The organism is Carnobacterium sp. FSL W8-0810 (genome assembly GCF_038007125.1).
GTDB lineage: Bacteria > Bacillota > Bacilli > Lactobacillales > Carnobacteriaceae > Carnobacterium_B > Carnobacterium_B inhibens.
On record NZ_JBBOWO010000001.1, the window covers coordinates 1,116,270 to 1,137,300 of the forward strand.

The 21,031-nt window shown below is 34.9% G+C and carries 18 protein-coding genes; 15 read left to right on the forward strand and 3 right to left on the reverse strand.

What is annotated here, in order from left to right:
• Positions 1–155: 155 nt before the first annotated feature.
• From celB to NST49_RS05500, 9 genes are all read left to right on the forward strand, one after another.
• Entirely contained in the window at positions 156–1,436 is a 1,281-nt protein-coding gene (gene celB / locus NST49_RS05460) for a PTS cellobiose transporter subunit IIC (protein WP_034537411.1), read from the forward strand.
• Positions 1,437–1,605: 169 nt separating this feature from the next.
• Positions 1,606–2,322: a GntR family transcriptional regulator gene (locus tag NST49_RS05465; protein WP_023178961.1), complete on the forward strand. Its 717-nt coding sequence runs from the start codon at positions 1,606–1,608 to the stop codon at positions 2,320–2,322.
• 34 nt (positions 2,323–2,356) lie between these two features.
• Complete coding sequence (locus NST49_RS05470; protein WP_341047449.1) at positions 2,357–5,044, forward strand: sigma 54-interacting transcriptional regulator; 2,688 nt, start codon at positions 2,357–2,359, stop codon at positions 5,042–5,044.
• A gap of 157 nt (positions 5,045–5,201) precedes the next feature.
• Entirely contained in the window at positions 5,202–5,519 is a 318-nt protein-coding gene (locus NST49_RS05475; RefSeq protein WP_023178958.1) for a PTS sugar transporter subunit IIB, read from the forward strand.
• A 61-nt stretch (positions 5,520–5,580) separates the two neighbouring features.
• Entirely contained in the window at positions 5,581–5,880 is a 300-nt protein-coding gene (locus tag NST49_RS05480; RefSeq protein WP_285836196.1) for a PTS lactose/cellobiose transporter subunit IIA, read from the forward strand.
• A gap of 147 nt (positions 5,881–6,027) precedes the next feature.
• Positions 6,028–7,446, forward strand: a complete 1,419-nt coding sequence (locus NST49_RS05485; RefSeq protein ID WP_251165639.1) for a glycoside hydrolase family 1 protein — start codon at positions 6,028–6,030, stop codon at positions 7,444–7,446.
• 141 nt (positions 7,447–7,587) lie between these two features.
• A complete protein-coding gene (locus tag NST49_RS05490) occupies positions 7,588–7,944 on the forward strand; it encodes a hypothetical protein (RefSeq protein ID WP_341047450.1) in 357 nt (118 codons plus the stop codon).
• Positions 7,941–8,366, forward strand: a complete 426-nt coding sequence (locus NST49_RS05495; protein ID WP_341047451.1) for a hypothetical protein — start codon at positions 7,941–7,943, stop codon at positions 8,364–8,366. Before NST49_RS05490 ends, NST49_RS05495 begins: the two co-directional genes overlap by 4 nt.
• A gap of 198 nt (positions 8,367–8,564) precedes the next feature.
• Positions 8,565–9,737 (forward strand): hydroxymethylglutaryl-CoA synthase, encoded by a 1,173-nt coding sequence (locus NST49_RS05500; protein WP_341047452.1) that lies wholly within the window; start codon positions 8,565–8,567, stop codon positions 9,735–9,737.
• 230 nt (positions 9,738–9,967) lie between these two features.
• Here the strand turns inward: NST49_RS05500 and NST49_RS05505 are convergent, their stop codons facing one another.
• Positions 9,968–11,263 (reverse strand): hydroxymethylglutaryl-CoA reductase, degradative, encoded by a 1,296-nt coding sequence (locus NST49_RS05505; RefSeq protein ID WP_034537402.1) that lies wholly within the window; start codon positions 11,261–11,263, stop codon positions 9,968–9,970.
• Between the two features lie 293 nt (positions 11,264–11,556).
• Positions 11,557–12,162, reverse strand: coding sequence for a 50S ribosomal protein L25 (locus NST49_RS05510; protein WP_341047454.1), 606 nt, complete (start codon positions 12,160–12,162; stop codon positions 11,557–11,559).
• Between the two features lie 444 nt (positions 12,163–12,606).
• Here NST49_RS05510 and NST49_RS05515 point away from each other — a divergent pair, with 444 nt between their 5' ends.
• The 6 genes from NST49_RS05515 to NST49_RS05540 all read left to right on the forward strand — a co-directional run bounded on the left by NST49_RS05515 (position 12,607) and on the right by NST49_RS05540 (position 19,959).
• The gene (locus tag NST49_RS05515) at positions 12,607–13,374 is read left to right on the forward strand and encodes a MurR/RpiR family transcriptional regulator (RefSeq protein ID WP_023178946.1); all 768 of its coding nucleotides are present in this window, start codon (positions 12,607–12,609) and stop codon (positions 13,372–13,374) included.
• 126 nt (positions 13,375–13,500) lie between these two features.
• A complete protein-coding gene (locus NST49_RS05520) occupies positions 13,501–15,108 on the forward strand; it encodes a PTS transporter subunit EIIC (protein WP_341047456.1) in 1,608 nt (535 codons plus the stop codon).
• A gap of 31 nt (positions 15,109–15,139) precedes the next feature.
• Positions 15,140–16,465 (forward strand): 6-phospho-alpha-glucosidase, encoded by a 1,326-nt coding sequence (locus tag NST49_RS05525; protein WP_023178943.1) that lies wholly within the window; start codon positions 15,140–15,142, stop codon positions 16,463–16,465.
• Positions 16,466–16,973: 508 nt separating this feature from the next.
• A complete protein-coding gene (locus NST49_RS05530; protein WP_341047460.1) occupies positions 16,974–18,524 on the forward strand; it encodes a gluconokinase in 1,551 nt (516 codons plus the stop codon).
• A gap of 206 nt (positions 18,525–18,730) precedes the next feature.
• Positions 18,731–19,519 carry a threonine/serine exporter family protein gene (locus NST49_RS05535; RefSeq protein WP_341047462.1) on the forward strand — a complete coding sequence of 263 codons (789 nt, stop codon included), beginning with the start codon at positions 18,731–18,733 and terminating at the stop codon, positions 19,517–19,519.
• A complete protein-coding gene (locus tag NST49_RS05540; RefSeq protein ID WP_034537400.1) occupies positions 19,516–19,959 on the forward strand; it encodes a threonine/serine exporter family protein in 444 nt (147 codons plus the stop codon). Before NST49_RS05535 ends, NST49_RS05540 begins: the two co-directional genes overlap by 4 nt.
• A 106-nt stretch (positions 19,960–20,065) precedes the next feature.
• On the opposite strand, the gene NST49_RS05545 is transcribed toward NST49_RS05540, so the two are convergent.
• On the reverse strand, positions 20,066–20,890 hold the full coding sequence (locus tag NST49_RS05545) for an aminotransferase class IV (protein ID WP_341047464.1): 825 nt from the start codon (positions 20,888–20,890) through the stop codon (positions 20,066–20,068).
• Between the last annotated feature and the right edge of the window lie 141 nt (positions 20,891–21,031).

Genomic DNA, 21,031 nt, shown 5'->3' on the forward strand with positions numbered 1-21,031 from the left:
AAGACTAGACATATAAAAATGTACATGCTATTATTCATATGTAATCGATTTCAAATAATTGATGAAAACTAAAAAGAGGCCTATTTTTAGTTGCTTTACAAATTCTTACCTATTTAACTTTACTTAGAAAATAAGAATAGAAAAGAGGAATACCCGTGAATGGATTTATTGATAAATTAGGGGAGAAATTACTTCCTATTGCCGGGAAACTTGGCGAAAATCGTTATCTTAAAGTTTTACGTGATGCATTTATGCTTGCTTTTCCAATTACCATGTTTGGATCAATTGTAGTTGTATTAAATAACTTGCCATTTTTCAGCGATACATTAAAAGGTAACTTAGGAAATTTATTTGGAAATGGGCAAAATGCGACAATGTCGATCATGACCATTTTTGTAACGTTCGGTATTGGTTATTATTTAAGCAAATCCTATGATGTTGAAGGCGTCTTTGGTGGGGCTGTATCATTAGCTTCGTACTTAATTTTAACACCTTTCTCAATGGTAACTGAATCTGGAGAAGCAGTAACAGGCGTGTTATCATTAGATCGTTTAGGTGCAAAAGGTATGTTCATCGGTATGATCGCAGCATTTATTGCAGCTGAGATATACACACGTATCGTTAAAAAAGGAATTGTTATCAAAATGCCTGATGGTGTTCCACCAGCAGTTGCAAATTCATTTGCAGCCTTATTACCTGCTATTATTACATTAGCAACTTTCTTATTACTAAATGCAGCAGTTTCTGGTTTCTTTGATACAAACTTGCATGATGTTGTCTATACAGCAATCCAACAACCATTAACAGCTCTTGGTAGTGGATTACCTGCTACACTGATTGCCGTGTTCTTCGTTCAATTCTTATGGTTCTTTGGATTACATGGACAAATTATTGTTAACTCAGTAATGGACCCAATCTGGAACACTTTAGCTTTAGAAAACCTTGATGCTTTCAAAGCCGGCGATGCTTTACCACATATCGTAACTAAACCATTTATGGAAATTTACACTGTTGGTATGGGTGGATCAGGAAGCACTTTAGTTGTTGTATTACTCCTTGCATTTGTTATGAAAAGCAGACAAAATAAAGATATTGGTCGCTTAGCTTTAGGACCTGCAATCTTTAACGTAAATGAACCATTGATTTTCGGTATGCCTTTAGTATTAAATGCTTCAATCTTTATTCCTTGGTTAATTGCTCCTTTAGTAACAACAGCATTCAATTATGCGGTTATGGCTGCAGGAATATTCCCGATCCCAACAGGGGTTACAGTTCCTTGGACAATACCTGTTATTATTAATGGATTCATGGCTACCAACTCATTAATGGGTGGATTACTTCAAGTAATTGATATGGCCATTATCGGATTGATTTGGTTCCCATTCCTTAAATTAGTAGATAAAGTAAATCTAAATGCTGTTTCTATGGCTGATTAAGTTTACGCTTAAAAGAAATAGTGATTGAAAAAGGAACTTGCCTCTTCGGGGTAAGTTCCTTTTTGTTAGAAAATATAATTGAAAATGAGTTTTTTTATATTAAAAGGCTAGTCTTATTTTTTTAATTAGGCTATGATGATCGTGAGTGTAATAACAAGGAGGTGCCAAAATGGTAAAGTATGAAGCGATAGCAAATGAAATAAGGAATCGCATTACAAATGGAATTTATAAAGTGGAATCTCTTATTCCCGATCAAGTGACATTATCAGAAGAATTTAGTGTTAGCAGAATGACTATAAAAAAAGCGTTAGATATCTTGGCAATGGAAGGATTGATTTACCGGCAGCGTGGTTCTGGTACTTTTGTTATGAAAAACTCTCCATTAAATGAAGAAAATGCTGCAGTTAATGAATACGATGGACTAACTAAACAAATGCAAGGCCATAAGTTAGAAAGTAAGATCATTAAATTTACAGTTGAATTTCCAAACGAAGAGATTATGGAGCATTTGATGATTGAAAAAAATATGCCGGTCTATAACCTAATTAGATTAAGAATACTTGATGATAAAGCGTATGTTTTAGAGCATACTTACATGCCAACCGATTTGGCAATAGGATTAACAGAAGATATCATTAAAGGTTCTATTTATAAATATATTCATGATGAATTAAATATAAAATTTAGTGGAGCTTATCGTAAAATTAGGGCTGATAAATCTTCTAAGTATGATCAAGAATATTTAAATTGCGGTGTCCATGACCCCGTATTAGAAGTTGAACAAATTGTTTATTTAAAAGATGGACGTCCTTTTGAGCATTCACGAAGTCGTCATCGCTATGATACCCGTAGCTTTACGTTTATAGATATGAACCAAAAATTTTAAAAGAAAACATTAATCAAAGTAAGGGGGAGGCAAAGTGACAAACAATCGTAAAAAAGTAGTGCTAGATTACTTAAATGAATTAAATAAAGCTGTCACAGCCAAAGATATTGCACTGGCATTATCTTTAGATCGGGCAAATATCAGTCGTTACTTAAATGAATTGTATAAAGAAAACCAAATTAATAAGATACCAGGTCGTCCAGTTTTGTATCAAGCATTTCCACTAAACGAAGTACATCAAAAAGAAAAAATGGATCAAATAGCTTTTTCTCGTCTGATTGGTTATGAAGCCTCTTTAAAAGAAATGGTGCAGCAAGCAAAAGCGGCTATTTTATATCCCCCTAATGGGTTGCATACGATTATTTTTGGACAAACGGGTACTGGGAAATCATTATTTGCAGAATGTATGTATCAATATGCTGTGGAATCAAATGCATTATCTACAGATGCTCCTTTTATTACTTATAATTGTGCTGATTATGCTCAAAACCCACAATTACTATTTGGGCACATTTTTGGTGTGAAAAAAGGTTCTTATACTGGTGCTACTCAAGACCGAACAGGATTGCTTCACCAAGCAAATAATGGCATTTTATTTCTAGATGAAATTCATCGATTACCGCCTGAAGGTCAAGAGATGTTATTTACATTTATTGATAAAGGCATTTATCGTCCACTAGGTGAAAGCAATGAAACGTATCATGCAAATGTATTGATCATTGGAGCAACAACAGAAAAATCAGATGTTTTGTTGTCAACCTTTACTCGTAGGATACCGATGGCAATCACGCTACCTGAGTTAGCTGAACGGACCATTGAAGAGCGATATGAATTGATCGATAGTTTTTTAAAACAAGAATCTCAACGTCTCAACCAAAAGATAACGATTGAAAGAGAAGTCTTACTAGCTTTTATGTTGTACCAACCAGAAGGCAATATTGGACAATTTCAAAGAGATTTAAAACTTGTTTGTGCTAAAGCCTTTTTGAATTTTAGAACAAAAAAAAGTTTAGTTTTAAAAATAGACCAAAAAGATCTGCCACTTCAAGTTCAAAAAGGATTGCTGTCCATAAAAGAGATGCCCAAACCTATGGAACGATTGATACAACAAGATAAAGCAGAATTTACGTATCAACCTTTAAATGAAGGAACTGAGCAGCAAGTTGAAACAGCTATGGATTCCACAACTGCAAAGAGTCTTGTGAAAAAAACGAATAAGAATGTGTTGGGAAACTATCAAATGGAAGGTCAAGGTCATAAAGAACAAAAGACGTATTTTAATGAATATGTAAAAAACTTATCGGCAACATCAGATATACGTCATCATATGATTGATCCAATTTTAAAAGAACTCATTAAACAGATGTATGAAGTGGCGAAAAAGCGACTTGATCGTTATTATTCAACTAAAATTGAGTTTGCATTTGCTTTGCATTTACAAAGTGCATTGGAACGGATTGAAGAGAACCAACTAATCGACTTTCCTAATTTAAATGAAATTCGAAAGAATTACCCTAAAGAATTTCAGGTGGCCATTGATTTGTCTGCTATGATCGAAGAAATGTATTCCATTGAGATCCCTTTTGAAGAAATCGGTTTTATCACGTTATTTTTAACTAAACAAGAAGAAACAGAGATCAGTCAAAAACAAGAAAAAACAACAGCTATTATGGTTTTGATGCATGGAAAAACAACGGCCAGCAGTATGTTGGAAACGGTAAAAGAACTATTAGAAACATCGGTGGGTATTGCTATTAATATGCCATTGTCTATGAAAGTTCAAGCAATGTACAATCGTGTGCGTCAAACGATTATGGAAGACAAAGAAGTGTACCAACAAGGTTTATTGATATTGACCGACATGGGTTCTTTAAATACATTTGGAAATATGCTGGCAGAAGATTTAGGGTTAAGAATAAAGACATTGCCGATGGTGAGTACTCCAGTTGTTTTAGAGGCAGTGAGAATGGCTAGCATTGGACGCACACTAGAAGATATTTACCAAAGTTGTCAAACCGTATTGAAGAGCAGTACAAAACAACTGACGTTAATGGACACAAAGAAAAAGAAAGCCATATTGGTTACTTGTTTTACCGGTGAAGGAGTGGCTAAAAAATTAGAGCAACGCATTCGTCCAATATTGGACACTGACAATGTCAGCATCATTCCGTTGCAATTTTTACATCGTGAAGCGTTTAATCAACGAATTGACCAATTAATGGAAACGTATGACATTAAAGCAATAGTAGGAACGGTAGAATTTGACTACCAAAATATTCCTTTTTATACAGCCTATGATATTTTTAATGATGAAAAATTACAATTGTTAAAAAACCAAGTTGAAGAAGAGCTTCCAATCAATGAAATGATCCAATCTTTAACGGGAACATTAGAAAAAGTAGGATCGGTTCAACAATTGATGCATTTCTTACAAAAATTGATGCAACAGTTAAAGAATGAGTTGAATATTATGATTCCAGCAGGTGTTGAAACAGGAATGATGTTGCATATTGCATTTTTGATAGAAGGACTGAAAACCGGAACAATCTTGCGCAAGTTTTCTGATTTAGATGAATACGCTAAGAAAAATCGAATGACCATGGATGTTATCAAAGTAACCTTGATTCCATTAGAAAAACAATATCAGATCGCTATTCCAGAAGATGAAATAGCTTATATTGCTCAGATGATTATTGAAAATAAAGTTAAATTTCATCTTTAAAAGTACACACTAAAATAGTGTGTACTTTTTTTGTTCAAGTGTGTAATGAAAACGATTGAAAGAAAAGGCTTTCTGAATAGGTTTTCATTTATAAAAGTTGGCACGCTTATTGCAATATAATAAGTGTAAAGCAAATAAAACATTGGAGTGATAAATAATGGCAGAAAAAACAATTATGTTAGTATGTTCAGCAGGTATGAGTACAAGTTTATTGGTGACTAAAATGCAAGCAGCTTCAAAAGCTCGTGAAATGGATACAGAAATTTTCGCAGTATCTGCAGCAGAAGCTGATAAACACATTGCAAGTAAAAACATCGACGTTCTGTTATTAGGACCTCAAGTTCGATTTATGAAAGGCCAATTTGAAAAGAAATTAGCTGACAAGAATATTCCTTTAGATATTATCAACATGCAAGATTACGGTAAAATGAACGGTGAAAATGTATTAAACCAAGCTCTTGAATTAATGAAATAATTAGTTACGGTTATGGAAAGGAAGTTTTGAAGTGGGACAAGCAATAGATATAGAAACAATCATGGGTTTGATTATTCATGGAGGAAATGCTAAAAGTGATGCAATGGAAGCTATTCATGCTGCAAAAAAAGATGATTTTGCATTAGCAGCTGAAAAATTGGAATCGTCAGATAAATCATTAGTTGAAGCTCATCATGCTCAAACGAGTTTGTTAACACAAGAAGCTTCTGGTGAAGCAATGACAGTTTCTTTATTAGCTGTGCACAGCCAAGATCATTTGATGAATGCTATTACATTTAAAGATCTAGCATCTGAAGTTGTAGACGTATACAAAAAACTTGCAGGAGTAGCAATCGACTAAATGTAAGTTCATATGTGTTCATAAAAAGTCATAAAACTTTATTTTATGACTTTTTATTGTCTAGTAAGCTCGAAGAATAATACTTATCATTTTAAATTAGATGACTATCGGTTTTTAGATGAAAATGTAAATGAAGGAGCGTATAAATTGAAAAAAACTATTCCAGAGAATTTTATTATCGGTGCTGGGTCTTCAGCATGGCAAACAGAAGGATGGAAAGGCAAAAAAGAAGGACAAGATTCGTATCTTGATACATGGTATAAAAACGAACGCCATGTCTGGCATGAAGGGTATGGACCCGGTGTTGCAACAAATTTTTATGAACGTTACCAAGATGATATTGATTTAATGAAAGAAATTGGCTTAACTCATTTTAGAACGTCTATCAATTGGTCGAGATTCTTTACGAACTATGAAACGTTAGAAGTAGATGAAGACTACGCTTCATTCATTGACCGTTTTGTAGACAGTTTGATTGAAGCAGGGGTTGTACCTATGCTTTGTTTAGAACATTATGAACTTCCTACTTATTTGCTAGATAAGTATGAGGGTTGGAGTTCTAAAAAAGTTGTAGAATTGTTTACGCAATATGCGGAAATTGTATTTGATCGTTATGCAGACCGCGTGAAATATTGGTTTACATTTAATGAACCAGTGGTTATCCAAACACGGACCTACTTAGATGCTATCCGTTATCCACATGAGCAAAATACTAAAAAATGGATGCAATGGAATTACCATAAAGTTTTGGCAACAGCAAAAGTTGTTGAAGTGTACCATAGAAATAACTACGATGGACAGATCGGTGTTGTGCTTAATCCAGAAGTAACCTATCCAAGATCTTCCTCAGAAGCAGATAAAAAAGCAGCAGAAATGTATGATCTATTTTTCAATCGAATTTATTTAGATCCGTTGGTTAAAGGAACTTACCCTGAAGAATTGTTCCCGCTTTTAGAAAAGCACGATATCCTATTTGACTATACAAAAGACGAACTGGATATTATTGCACAAAATACTGTAGATTATCTAGGGATCAATTTGTATTACCCTAATCGTGTGAAGGCACCAAGTCATCAATGGAATGAACAAACTCCATTCCACCCAGCGTATTATTATGATCATTTTGAATTGCCTGGACGCAAAATGAACAAATCAAGAGGATGGGAAATTTATCCTCAAATGATGTTTGATTTTGGGATGCGCATAAAAAATGAGTATGGCAATATTCCATGGATGGTCACAGAAAATGGAATGGGTATTGAAGAAGAAGAACGATTTATGGATAGTAATGGAGTCGTGCAAGACGATTACCGCATTGAGTTCATTACAGAACATTTGAATAGTTTAATAGAAGTTACTGAAGCAGGATCAAATTGCAAAGGCTATATGCTTTGGGCCTTTACAGATTGTGTATCTCCTATGAATGCATTTAAAAACCGGTATGGCTTGGTTAGAATCGATTTAGACAATAACCGAGACCGTTCATTAAAGAAATCAGCCTTTTGGTATAAAGATTTAATTGAAAAAGGTGAATTTGATGTTCCGGATAAAACGGAAATCAAGTAAAAACGGAAATCAAGTAAAAACGGAACGTCTTAAAAAAGTTGATAAGAATAAATAAGATAAAAATGGTAATCTATTCTTAATGGATTGCCATTTTTATTTTGAATAGGAATAATGTAGATGGATTTATTAAGGAGGATAAAAATGACAACTGAAACAATTGTAGTAAATATGTTGGTTTTTGATGAATTAGTTAAAGAAGGAAAGAGACAATTAGATTTTTTTGAAGGTCTCTCTCAATTAGCGATAAAAAAAATAGAAATTAGAAGAGATTACATCAAAGAGGAGTCTGAATTTAAAGACCTTAATGAAGCAGCAAAAAAATACGGTTTTGAATTGTTGTATTCTGTTCCAGAATTGCTTTATACAGATCAAATGATGACAGAGACAGAACTAAGATTATATGCAAAAGAAGCGTATGCGTTAGGGGCTAAACATTTGAAATTTGGAGCTGGATACGTTAAAGAAGTGTTAAAGAAGTTTCGACAGAAGATGTTGTGATTTTAAATAATGTATTAAATGAATACGAAATCAATCATTTTACGATTGAAAATGGTCAGGAAAGTTATTCCACAGCGGATAAACTAAACCAAATAAGTATTCAATTAATTGAAAAAGGGGCAGCTGTTTCTCTAACATTTGATACTGGGAATTTCATGTATGTTCATGAAGATCCAGTTAAAAACGCAAAGCTTTTAAAAACCAATGTAACGTATGTCCATTTGAAAGATATCAAAGCAGGTACATTAGAAATGACCCTGTTAAATGAAGGCGATATTTCTATAGCAGAAGTACTTAAAGCATTTCCAAGCGATATCAATACAGCAATTGAATACCCATTTGGACATGATCCGTTAGACGTATTAAAAAAAGAAATAGATAAACTAACAGCTATTAAAGAAGCGATAGAAAAATTAAGATAAAAAAATAAATTTGTGTACTTCACTTTGAGACAAATTATTTTATTAAGCTTCTCTTTAGATTTAGTGCAAACAGTTGTTTTTTTATTGGGAATAAATTATGATTTATTAGAAAGCTTAGTAGAAGAGGCCATTAGGCAGGTATACACTGAACTTACAGTTGTATAAGAGAAGTCATTAAATAAAAAAGGGGTCCTTTCTTTGAAAATTGGAGTAGACAAGATTGGTTTTTATGCACCACATTTATATGTGGACATGAATAAATTGGCGGTAGCTAGAAATGTAGAACCAGAAAAATTCACTATTGGTATTGGTCAAGAAAAGATGGCAGTTGCTCCTATTACACAAGATCCAGTAACGTTAGCAGCCAATGCAGCTTTAACGATTCTAGATGATGAAGACAAAGAAAAAATCGATTTCGTTATTTTTGGTACTGAGTCAGGTATTGATAATTCTAAATCTGCAGCTGTCTACGTCCATCAGTTATTGGGTTTAAACCCGAATGCTCGATCGATCGAAGTCAAACAAGCTTGTTACGGAGCTACTGCAGGGATTCAAATGGCAAAAGGTCATATTGCCTTAAATCCAGAAAGCAGAGTTTTAGTATTAGGTTCTGATATTGCACGTTATGGATTAAATACTTCAGGAGAGTCTACTCAAGGAGCCGGTGCTGTTGCTATGGTTATCAGTGCAGATCCTAAGATATTGGCATTAGAAGATAAAAGTGCCTATCTAACTGCGGATATTATGGACTTTTGGCGCCCTGTTTATTCAGACAAAGCCTTTGTTGACGGAAAATTTTCAAATGAACAATACATTCACTTTTTCAATACAGTTTGGGAACAATACAAAGCTAAATCTGATTTAGGTTTAAATGATTTCGAAGCCATCTGTTTCCATTTACCGTACACTAAAATGGGACTTAAAGCTTTGAGAACAGTATTAGAAGAAGCAGATGAAGCTGATCAAGAACGATTATTGGCTAACTACAAATCAAGCACAATGTATAATCGCAATGTTGGAAATATCTATACTGGTTCACTGTACTTGAGCTTAGTTTCTTTACTTGAACAAAGTGACCAGTTAAAAGATGGCGCTCGAATTGGGTTGTATAGTTACGGATCAGGTGCAGTAGGCGAATTCTTTACGGGTATTTTGCAACCAAACTACCGCGAATATCTGCAAGCAAAAAGTCATGCTGAATTGTTTGCTGCTAGAACAGAGGTCTCTATTGAAGAGTATGAAGCTGTTTTCCAAGAAACCGTTCCAGTTGATGGATCTACAGTAGAATTTGATGCTACAAAAGATACAGCAGCTATTTATTTAGCCGGTATAAAAGACAACATGCGTCAATATGTAAATAAATCCAACTAAAAGTAGGGGATATAAACCCCTATCAAGAAACTTATTCCCATTTTTGATGATATCCTTCATCAGAAGTGAGCGTAAGTTTTTTTTGCGTTTTTGCGTTACAGTGAAGTAAAAAAATTCTCACTCTTCTTATGGAAAAGTGAGAACAAGAGTTGATATGAAGTTAGGTTATATCCCGGACTTTAATTTCATTTAGTTTCTTTAGGGAGAAGGTATGCAAGGCTAACTACTTTTTATTCTTCTAAAGATAAAATTTCTTGAAGCAATTCTTTTGCAGTTGCTAAGTTCATGTTTTTAGCGTGTTTTAATTGTTCTGAGACTTGTTCAATCGCTTTTCCAGTAGCTCCTGCACTGATGGCTAAAGAGCGAGCTTGCAAGCCCATATGCCCTTTTTGGATTCCTTCAGTCACTAATGCTTTAAGTGCTGAAAAGTTTTGAGCCAATCCAACTGAAACAATCACCGCTTCTAATTCTTTGGCCGATTGGTATCCTAACAAGCGTTTGCTGAACTGAGCAGCAGGATGAATCGAAATCGAACCGCCAACTGATCCTACAGGCAAAGGCAACGTCAATTCACCAATCAAATCACCGTTCTCAGCTTTTTTCCAAGAAGAAAGAGCACGATATTGTCCACTGCGTGAGGCATAAGCATGAACTCCAGCAGAAATAGCCCGCCAGTCATTTCCAGAAGCTAAAACAACAGCATCGATACCATTCATGATGCCTTTATTATGAGTAACTGCACGGTAAGGGTCAACATAAGCTAGTTGTCCGGCTTCAATTAAACGGTCGCGTATGTCTTCGCCCGAAAAATCGTTTCTTTTTAGCAAATCAACTGAAATCTGACAAGTAGCTGTTGCCAAACACTCTGTTGCATAGTTAGAAAGAATGCTCATCAAAGCGGTACCACCGGTCAAAGTTTCAAGATACCCCGTAATGCCTTCCATCATTGTATTAATGATATTAGCTCCCATTGCCTCCATAGTCGCTATGTGTATATGCACGATTAAAAATTCAGGTGTTGCGGCTTCTTCATCCTGCTCAATAACGCGAATTGAAAGATCTTTTGCTCCTCCGCCACGATTAACGATAGAAGGGTGAGCGGCGTTGGCTTTTTTGAGAATATCTTTCTTATGGTTAGTCAAGTTGATTTTGGCAAGAGAGATATCAGGAATGTTTTTTAAGGCTACTTGCCCAATCATAATCCGTTCTGAAATAGTTGTTTTGAATCCGCCAGCTTGAGCGATAATTTTTGCTCCGGCACTGGCTGCTGCAATAACAGAAGGTTCTTCGATTGCCATCGGAACAACATAATCTTTTCCATCAATTAAAAAATTTAAAGCGGCTCCTAATGGAAGTTGGTAAGTAATTAAGTAATTTTCAATCATATTGTCAGCAAGTTCATCTGATAAAAGCAGACCTTCGTTTAGAAGCAAGTCATCAGAAGAGAGGATATTTGCGTCTACAAGAGCATCCATTCTTTCAGTAAGGCTTTTTTTATAAAATTTATCTAAATAGGCTTTGTCCATAATTGTATGCTCCTTGTGAATTCCTAATAACAAAAGTTTACCATAATCTTTCCTTAATTTCGTTAGTAAATATTTATTAGCTCAATCATTATTCACCATTCTTGCTGCAAATTTAGCTAAGAAGACTGAACTAACAGGTCTCTACAGTAGAATCTTTGGTACTAAATGCAAGAAAACTGAACTATCCGGCTACTATCCAATAATATTGGTTTGTGACATGAAATAAATAAAAAACCTCTTCTATCTAATGCCATTAAGCAAAAGATAAAAGAGGTCGCTGGATGTTTATTAAATTATACTTCTTCAGTTTCTCCAACTAGACTAGGTTCTGAAGCTTCTTCTGTAGTTTCTGGTTCTTCAACTGATGGTGGTAAAACACTAACAACAGATTGTTCAGCATCACTTAATACAGTGATATCTTTATCAACTTTAATATCAGAAACCGTTAATGCATCTCCAATTTCTAATTCACCAGCATCAACAGTGAATTCAGTTGGGATATTTGTTGGAAGAGTTTCAATTTCTAATTCGTTTAAAGTTTGAGAAACAATGCCTCGTTTAACATTTTCAGCATTTACTACACTAATTGGAACAGTAACTACTAATTTTTCACCTTTTTTAACAACTTGTAATTCAACATCTAAAATTTGATTTACTAAAGTTGCACTTTGAATTTCTTTAATAATAACTTGATGACTTTCACCATTTGGAACGGCAACATCAAAGATAGCATTTTTACCTAAAGTTTTTAAAACGTTATCCAAGTCTTTACTGTCTAATAGTACTGGGGTGCTTTCAAGACCCTTACCATTGATAACAGCTGTAACTTTCTTTTCTCTTCTGTCGCGGTTTGCTGCTGAAGATCCGACCTCTGTTCTTAAAGTAGCATTGATTTTCATAAATATTTTCCCCTTTCAACTAACGTGAATAGTGGTTAAAATAAACGAATTCTAATTAAATTAGAATACATTTTTTAAAACCCTTACATCTATTAGTGTAACAAAGAAACTCAAAAGAAGCTAATGTAAAGACTTTATCAAACAGATCATAGGATGACTTTTTATTTTTTTACTAAACTATTGAAAGTTGGAATTGCTGGTTTTAAGGAATAAAGGTAAACTAAACTTAATAAGAATAGAAAAAAATTAGTCTATATGAAATGAAACAAAACAGGTCTTATTCCATTTGTCGGATTATTAAATGCTGCTGGAATCAAATAGGGATTTATTTGACTAGATAAAATAGCGTTCATCCTGCATCAGTAGAATATAAGGTAAGTGCAAGATCATAGCTCAATACTATTAAAAATAGTTGACAGCCTCAGCTAATAGGAGTGAATAGAAGTGAATGATATTAGTAAATTAATTCAGGGAAAAAACTTATCAGAGCTAGATGAAAAAATTGTCCATTACATTATTGAACACATTGATGATATTTTAGAAAAAGGGGTGCGTGGCGTAGCAAAAGATAACTACACATCACCTTCTACCATTATCCGCTTAGCTAAGAAACTTGGCTACACAGGATTTATTGATTTATATTATCAGATTCTTCCAATGGTCAAGAAAGTAGAAGGTAGCCAAGCAGATAATGATGAAGACTTTTTACGTATTAGTCAGGAAGACTTTTTTAAAGAGAACAGCAGAGAAGATATTGAACAGTTTATTCAGCAAGTTTTGTATTTGAAACAAAAATACCTTTTTATTTATGCAACGGGATTTTCTGCAATAGCAGCGGAGTATTTGTATAAGAAATTATTGGTATTAGGTAAGAAAACAATCATTGCTACTGGAACAGATTCAATTGGTGTTTTTGAAAATAATTTGGAAGATATCGGAGCTCTTATTGTCATTTCAAAATCTGGCGAAACACAGCTGGTTATTGATAAATTACTTGTAGCAAAAGAACAAAACATTTTTACAGTCACCTTTACAAAAGAAACCACAAATCGAGCAGCAGAAATATCTGATTTGAACTTTAAAATTATTGATAACAACAAATTGGATGACCGAAATATGCTGCCCAATAGTTTCTTCCCTAGATTACTAATGTTGGTAGAATTCATTTTTAAAACGTATCTTGATGATATGCAACAAAAAATCAATCAATAGACCGAAACGTGTTTCAAAAAAGCGAAACACGTTTTTTATATACCCAAAATCGTATACAATAAATCGCTTTCAAGATAAACTAGCATTATCAAAAGAAATGAAACAATAAAAATAGGAGGTAAAAATATGAAAGAGAAATTGATGGATGGTATGCAGCGGTTTTCAAAAGCCATGTTTATACCAGTATTAATTTTACCAATTGCAGGGATTCTGATTGCGATCGGGAATTTATTCACAAATGCAAAGTTGATTGAAACCGTTCCCTTTTTGAATAATCCTATTACGATGGGGTTTGGCGCAATTTTATCTGGATCATTGGTTTCAATTTTAAGTAACCTTGGTTTAGTTTTTTGTATGGGGTTAGCAGTTGGTTTAGCTAAGAAGAAAAAATCAGAGGCAGGATTTACTGCTGTATTGGGTTATTTAGTTTTTATTAACGCAATGAACAAATTTATGGAGCTTAGTGGAATACTGTTTGAAGGAGAATCGTTACAAGGTACTGGACAAACAATGGTATTAGGCGTCCAAGTACTCGATATGGGTGTTTTTCTTGGTATTATTTTAGGAATTGTAACAGCAATCGTACACAATAAATTCTGTGAAAAAGAATTTAACAATGCTTTTCAAATTTATGGCGGAACACGATTCGTATTCATCATGTTGATTCCAGTAGTGGTTTTATTGGCAATTGCATTTACGTACATTTGGCCGTTCTTCCAAAGCGGCATCAATAGTTTAGGAACATTGATCAATCAAAGTGGAAACTTCGGTATCTTCCTATATGGAACATTGGAGCGCTTATTGATTCCAACAGGATTGCATCACTTAGTTTACACACCTTTCTTGTATACCTCATTAGGTGGCATCCAAGAAGTTGGAGGACAACTTTTTGAAGGAGCTAGAAATATCTACTTTGCAGAAATTGCAGATCCTTCAGTTAGTATCTTGTCTCCAAGTGTTATCTGGGACGCACGTGGAATTTCTAAAATGTTTGGACTAATCGGGGCATGTTTAGCTATGTATCATACAGCCAGCCCAGAAAATAAAGGGAAAGCAAAAGCTATTTTGATCCCAGCAGTCGTTACTTCATTTGTAGCGGGTGTGACAGAGCCAATCGAATTTTCATTTATGTTTGTAGCACCGTTGCTATTTGTGGTTCATGCGGCATTAAGTGGACTGAGCATGGTTGTTTTAAATTTATTAAGTGTAAGAGCTATCGGACCCAACGGCTTTATCGATTTCTTATTGTACAATGTACCACTAGGAATTGAAAAAACAGGCTGGCCAATGTATATCTTAGTCGGACTGGTATTCTTTGTTATTTATTACTTCACATTCCGTTTCTTGATTACTAAATTTAAGTATAAAACCATTGGGCGTGAAGAGACTGGTCAAGAAACAAAACTTTATTCTAAGAGTGAATACAATGAAAGCAAAGGTAAAAAAGCAACTACTAATGAAGCTCAACCTCAAGCAGAGACTGGTTTAGCCAGCACGATCGTTGCAGCTCTTGGCGGGCCAGACAATATCAATACGGTAACCAATTGTTATACCCGTTTGAGGTTAACTTTAGACAAGCCGGATAAAGTCGATGAGTTAGCGTTAAAAAATGACACTGGAGCAAGCGGAGTAATCATTAAAGATCACAATGTACAAGTCATATATGGTTTGCAAGTGAATAGCGTCAGAAAAGCTGTCGATCAGTATCTAGGAAGAGAATCAGAAGAAGAATAAAATTGGATAAACTGAAAGGAAGTAATTAAAAATGAAAAAATTCTCAATTGTGATTGCAGGAGGCGGAAGTACGTTTACGCCAGGAATCGTTATGATGATGTTGGATAATATCGACCGTTTTCCAATTCGGACGTTAAAACTATATGACAATGATGGAGAACGGCAAGCGATCCTAGGAGAAGCTTTAGAAATCTTATTGAAAGAACAAGCTCCTGATATTGATTTTTCTTATACCACTGATCCAGAAACCGCATTTACGGATGTTGATTTTTGTATGGCTCATATTCGTGTTGGAAAATACGCTATGCGTGAACAAGATGAAAAAATTCCATTAAATCATGGTGTAGTTGGACAAGAAACTTGCGGACCAGGCGGAATCGCTTATGGGATGAGAAGTATTGGCGGCATGATGGAAATTATTGACTACATGGAAAAATATTCTCCTGACTGCTGGATGTTAAACTATTCTAATCCAGCTGCAATTGTGGCTGAAGCTTGCCGCGTGATGCGCCCAAACGCTAAAGTATTGAATATTTGCGACATGCCAGTAGGTACGTTAAGAAGAATGTCTCAGATCATTGATAAAGAACCAAAAGACTTAGAAGTTCGTTACTTTGGACTAAACCACTTTGGCTGGTGGACAAGTGTTAAAGATAAAGAAGGTCATGAATATTTGCCGCAAATCCGCGAATATGTTGCTGAGAATGGTTATTTAACAAAAGTTGAAGTTGACACACAACATATGGATCAAAGCTGGCAAGAAACCCACAAAAAAGCTAAGGATTTATTAGCAGTTAATCCTAGATATTTACCAAATACGTATTTAAAATACTACTTGTTTCCAGACTATGAAGTAAACCATTCAAGCTGTACGTATTCACGTGCGAATGAAGTAATGGACGGCAGAGAGAAAACAGTCTTCACAGCAGCTAAAAAAATTGTTGAAAAAGGTACTGCTGAAAACAGTGGCTTTACCATTGACAGTCATGCATCGTTTATTGTTGATTTAGCACGTGCCATTGCATTCAATACACATGAAAGAATGTTGATGATCGTAGAAAATAATGGTGCCATTGCAAACTTTGATGATGACGCAATGGTAGAAGTACCTTGTATCGTAGGCAGTGATGGTCCAGAACCATTAGCTCAAGGGAAAATTCCAGCATTCGAAAAAGCTTTGATGCATCAACAAGTAACAGTAGAAAAATTAGTTGTAGAAGCTTACATTACTGGAAGTTATCAAACATTATGGCAAGCTTTAACACTTTCAAAAATAATTCCAAGTGCGGAAGTTGCTAAAAATGTATTGGATGATTTAATCGTAGCCAATAAAGGTTTCTGGCCAGAATTAAGTTAACTAGGTATAATAAAGTATGGCAAGAAAATGTGGAACTTGTTCCCTTTTCTTGCTTTTTTACTGAGAATTAACTAACGAAAATATTTTTACTAATGGGGAAGAATCAGTATAGAAGAGGGGGATTGGATCAGGAAAAATGGAATGAAGTTAGCAGGACATTTAGCGACTTCAAATCAGCAATTTATGGGGTGTGATGAAATCGATTGCAGAAGGATTTGATGTGTTGTATCATTCTAACTATGAGTATGATTTAACGAATGTAGCAAAAGGAAGGGAACAATAGTAATAGTTCAGTTATCTGAAGTTGATTAATGGAATGGACTCAATCGGCTTTTGAGAAAGACAATGGACCGTTGTAAAGGCTCTTCAATTGCCTGTTCCTGTAATTGCACAATCGTTAATAGTCCGTTTTAACGCAACAACTTAAGATTTTTTTTGAGAAAAAATAGTCGCATCATTGTGCAATGAATTCGAAGAATATTCGGTTCAAAGCAAGGAGGATTAAGAAATGATAAATCAGCAAAGGTATACCATTGGAGTTGATATTGGTACTACAAGTACGAAAGCCGTTTTGTACCAAGAAGATCTTCAAGTAGTAGATAGTACATATGTTGGATATGACATTATTCAAACTGAACCTGGGATGGCAGAACAAGACCCAAAGGCCATTTTTCAGGCTGTACTATCGGTTATTCGAACATTAATGGAAAAAGATACTAGTATTAAAGAGAAAGTTGATTTTATTTCTTTCTCCAGTGCTATGCACAGTGTAATCGTTATAGACGAAAAAAATGAGCTTTTAACAAATTGTCTAACGTGGGCAGATAACCGTTCAACTGAATTAGTTACACAGTTAAAAGCCAATACAGACTGGAAAGCATTGTACCAAAAAACAGGTACGCCTATTCATTCCATGACGCCACTTAGCAAGATCATCTGGTTAAAGGAATACCATCCTGCTATTTTAAAAAAAGCTAAAAAAATTATTGGTATAAAAGAATACATTCTCTATAAATTAACTGGCGAATATAAAATTGATTACTCACTTGCTTCAGCTACAGGGTTATTTAATATCCATGAATTAGCATGGGATCAAGATATTCTAAAGCTGTTTGGAATAGAAGCATCTATTTTATCTGAACCTGTAGACGTTACATATAGATGGCCAGCGATCCAAGAAAAGTATGCAGACGAAATGAGTATTAGTGCAGCAACGGACTTAGTTATTGGAGCAAGCGATGGGTGTTTATCTAACCTTGGAGTAGGAGCAATGAATCCGGGCGAGACAGCAATCACCATTGGTACTAGTGGAGCCATTCGAATGGTCACCAATCATATTGTTTTAGATACTGAGGGCAGAACATTTTGTTATTATCTATCTAAGGGACGTTGGGTAATCGGAGGTGCTGTCAATAACGGCGGGAATGTAATGGCTTGGCTTACTGCGGTGCTTTACCCAGAAGGAAGTCTTTTAGTAGATAACGGCGTAGAAACAAGATTAGAACAACTTAATCGATTGGCTGAAATCATTCAGCCTGGAGCAGAAGGATTGTACTTCTTACCTTATTTAAATGGCGAACGCGCACCGTTGTGGGAATCCCAAGCAACAGGTAGTTACATCGGTTTAGCAGCTCACCATACGACTGGTCACATGGTTCGTGCTGCAATGGAAGGCGTATTATTTAACCTGCATGATGTCTGGCAAATCATTCAGGAAGTAGGAGGACTTTCTAAAACAATCAAGGTAACTGGTGGTTTTTTAAACTCTCCTTTATGGAAACAAATGATTGCAGATATATTTGGCAGGCCAATGCAACAGCCAACCAGTTTTGAAAGCTCTTGTCTAGGTGCAGTCTTGATTGGGAAAGATAGCGAAGAAACTGCTGAACAAACTTTGCTGCAAGAAAATAGAGTGTTGGTAGAAGGCATAACCGAATCGAAAATATGGATGCAACCAAATCAACCTATAGTAGAAAAATATCAAAAAATTATTCCAACCTATCAAAAATTGGCTAAAGAGATGAGCAATGTTCGCAAAGTTTTAAGTGAAACGAATTAGGTTATTCCTCATTATCTTAAACAGTACAATTCATTTTAACAGCGCAAACGCAAAAAACAGAGCGAGATTTCTTGCTCTGTTTTTTGCGTTTGCGTTCAATTACCTAAAAACTAGGACTATAAAGGTTCTTGGGGATAATAAAAAATATGCTATACTAAATTAAAAATGGGAATGAAATATAGGACTAAATTGGGGGTGATAGCTAAGTGGAAAAAGATAAGGGACACGATATGGATTATAAAACACTAATGGATGTGGCTATTCTTGCAGGGAAAATTATGTTGGAAAGCAATGCTGAAACGTATCGTGTAGAAGATACAATGAACCATATTTTAAAAACGTCCAAATTTGAAACGACTGAAGCCTTCGCAATTGCCACTGGCTTAGTAGCAACGTTAGATGATCCTAGTATTGAAGATCCTATTACAATTGTTAAACGGATAAATTCGCGAGACACAAATTTAAATAAAATTGCTAATGTAAATACTATCTCACGGCAGTTGACGAGCAAAGAAATTAAGCTTTCAGAAGCTTATGAAGCTCTACAAAAAATAGGCGGAGAACAGTATAAGCAACTGTATAAAGATTTCGCTATTTCTGCTTTAGCGGCTTCATTTGCTTTATTGTTAGGCGGGGGTATTTTTGAAATCATAGCTGCTGGAATCAACGGCAGTTTTTTGGCACTTGTATTAAAAGGAGAAAAAAAGTTGGATATGGGGCCTTTTGTGCGTAATGTTTTATCTTCTGCCGTTATATCGGTAGTTGCAGGTTTGATGCAAGCATTTGTCTTTTCTACTCTGAGTATCAACTTAGTTATTATAGGAACTATTATGCCATTGGTACCCGGAACAGCAATTACAAATGCCATTCGAGATACGCTACAAGGAGATTACATGTCTGGTGGAGCTAAGGCCTTAGAAGCTTTTGTTATTGCGTTGTCTATTGCTTTAGGTGTTGCAATCGGATTAATTCTTATTGGGGGTGCAATCTTTTGATTAGTCAGATTATTGGTGCCTTCTTAGCAGTAGTTTCAGCTGCTGTTATTTTAGAATCACCTAAAAGATACGTCTTTACAGCAGCTTCTGTGGGAGCTGTAGGATGGGGAATCTATCTCGTATGTCTGGAACCATTTGGATCTGTTTCGGCTACTTATATTTCAGGTTTGGTGATTTCTATCCTGTCACATATTTATTCGCGTATTTTTAAAGTTCCTGTAACCATCTTCTTTTTACCTGGTTTTTTTCCTCTAGTTCCAGGGTCAGGTATGTATTTGACCGTTTATGAATTTATCCAGGGCAATACTAATACAGCTCAAGAACATCTTCAAAACACGATTCAAATTGCAGGAATGATTGCTTTAGCTATTTTTACGATTGATACAGTCTTTAAAGTAATAAAAAAAGTTCAACAACTAAAAGCAGAACGAGTCACATAAAAAAGCCCTGAACGCAAATTGCGCTCAGGGCTAAATTAATTATAGCGTTTTATCATTTTTATCATTGATAGAGCAATAAGCAAATTTATTTTGAATTTATGGAAGACTATCGAGTAAGTTTGTGTTCTTTGATATAGGTTTCAACCAGTTGATCATATTCAATCATTAAAGCTTGAATAACGGGGTCGGACGTAGAGTTTAAGACCCTATCTCCAATGGAACGAATCGGTAAAATATTGTTGCCTGTCCCTGTAATAAAAGCACCGTCGATCTCATTTAGTTTTTTGACCGGTATGGTTTCTTCTACTACATCAATTCCTAATATGTTACATAACAGTAACGTTTTTTTTCTAACGATCCCAAGTAAAACATCGTTAGCAGGAGAAGTGTAGATTTTTTTGTTATGGACAATAAATAAATTTGAACGACTGCCTTCTGTTACATGATCTTGTTGGTCAACAAGTAAAACTTCGTAAGCGTGTTGTTTTTCCCGTTCATCTAAAACAAATTGCTGATATTCTGTTCTCAAAACTTTAATATTTGGATCAGGTCGTTCGAGCTTTAATAGCGTTGTGTGCATACCATTTATATAATAATCTTGGGGCGGATAAATAGAACGAGTGAAGAAAATTAACAGCCCGGCCGATTGATTTAAAATCATTTTAATATTTTGATTGCTAACTTGATTAACAGATATCAACTGGTAAATACGGTCAGTTAATGCTTTATCAAAATCTGTTAAATTCAACCCGGTCGCAGCAGCTGACTTTTTAAATCGATCTAAATGGTCTTCTAAAAAAAGAGGAATACTTTGTTGGACACGTATCACTTCGTAAATGTTTTTTCCATCCAACTGGCTAAAAACCCTAGCATCGGCTGTGGATTTTAGATCGTTATTTATAAAATAAAAAGCTTGTTCTACTTGTTCCATAATAATCTCCTTTTTGTATAAACCTTTTGTTAACAGATGTCTTTTCTATTGTAATCAACTAATAAGAGAGTTAGCAAGATTTTTTATCATTTAGCTAATAAATAGAATGAATAAAAAAAATTAAAAAGTATGAGACATAAG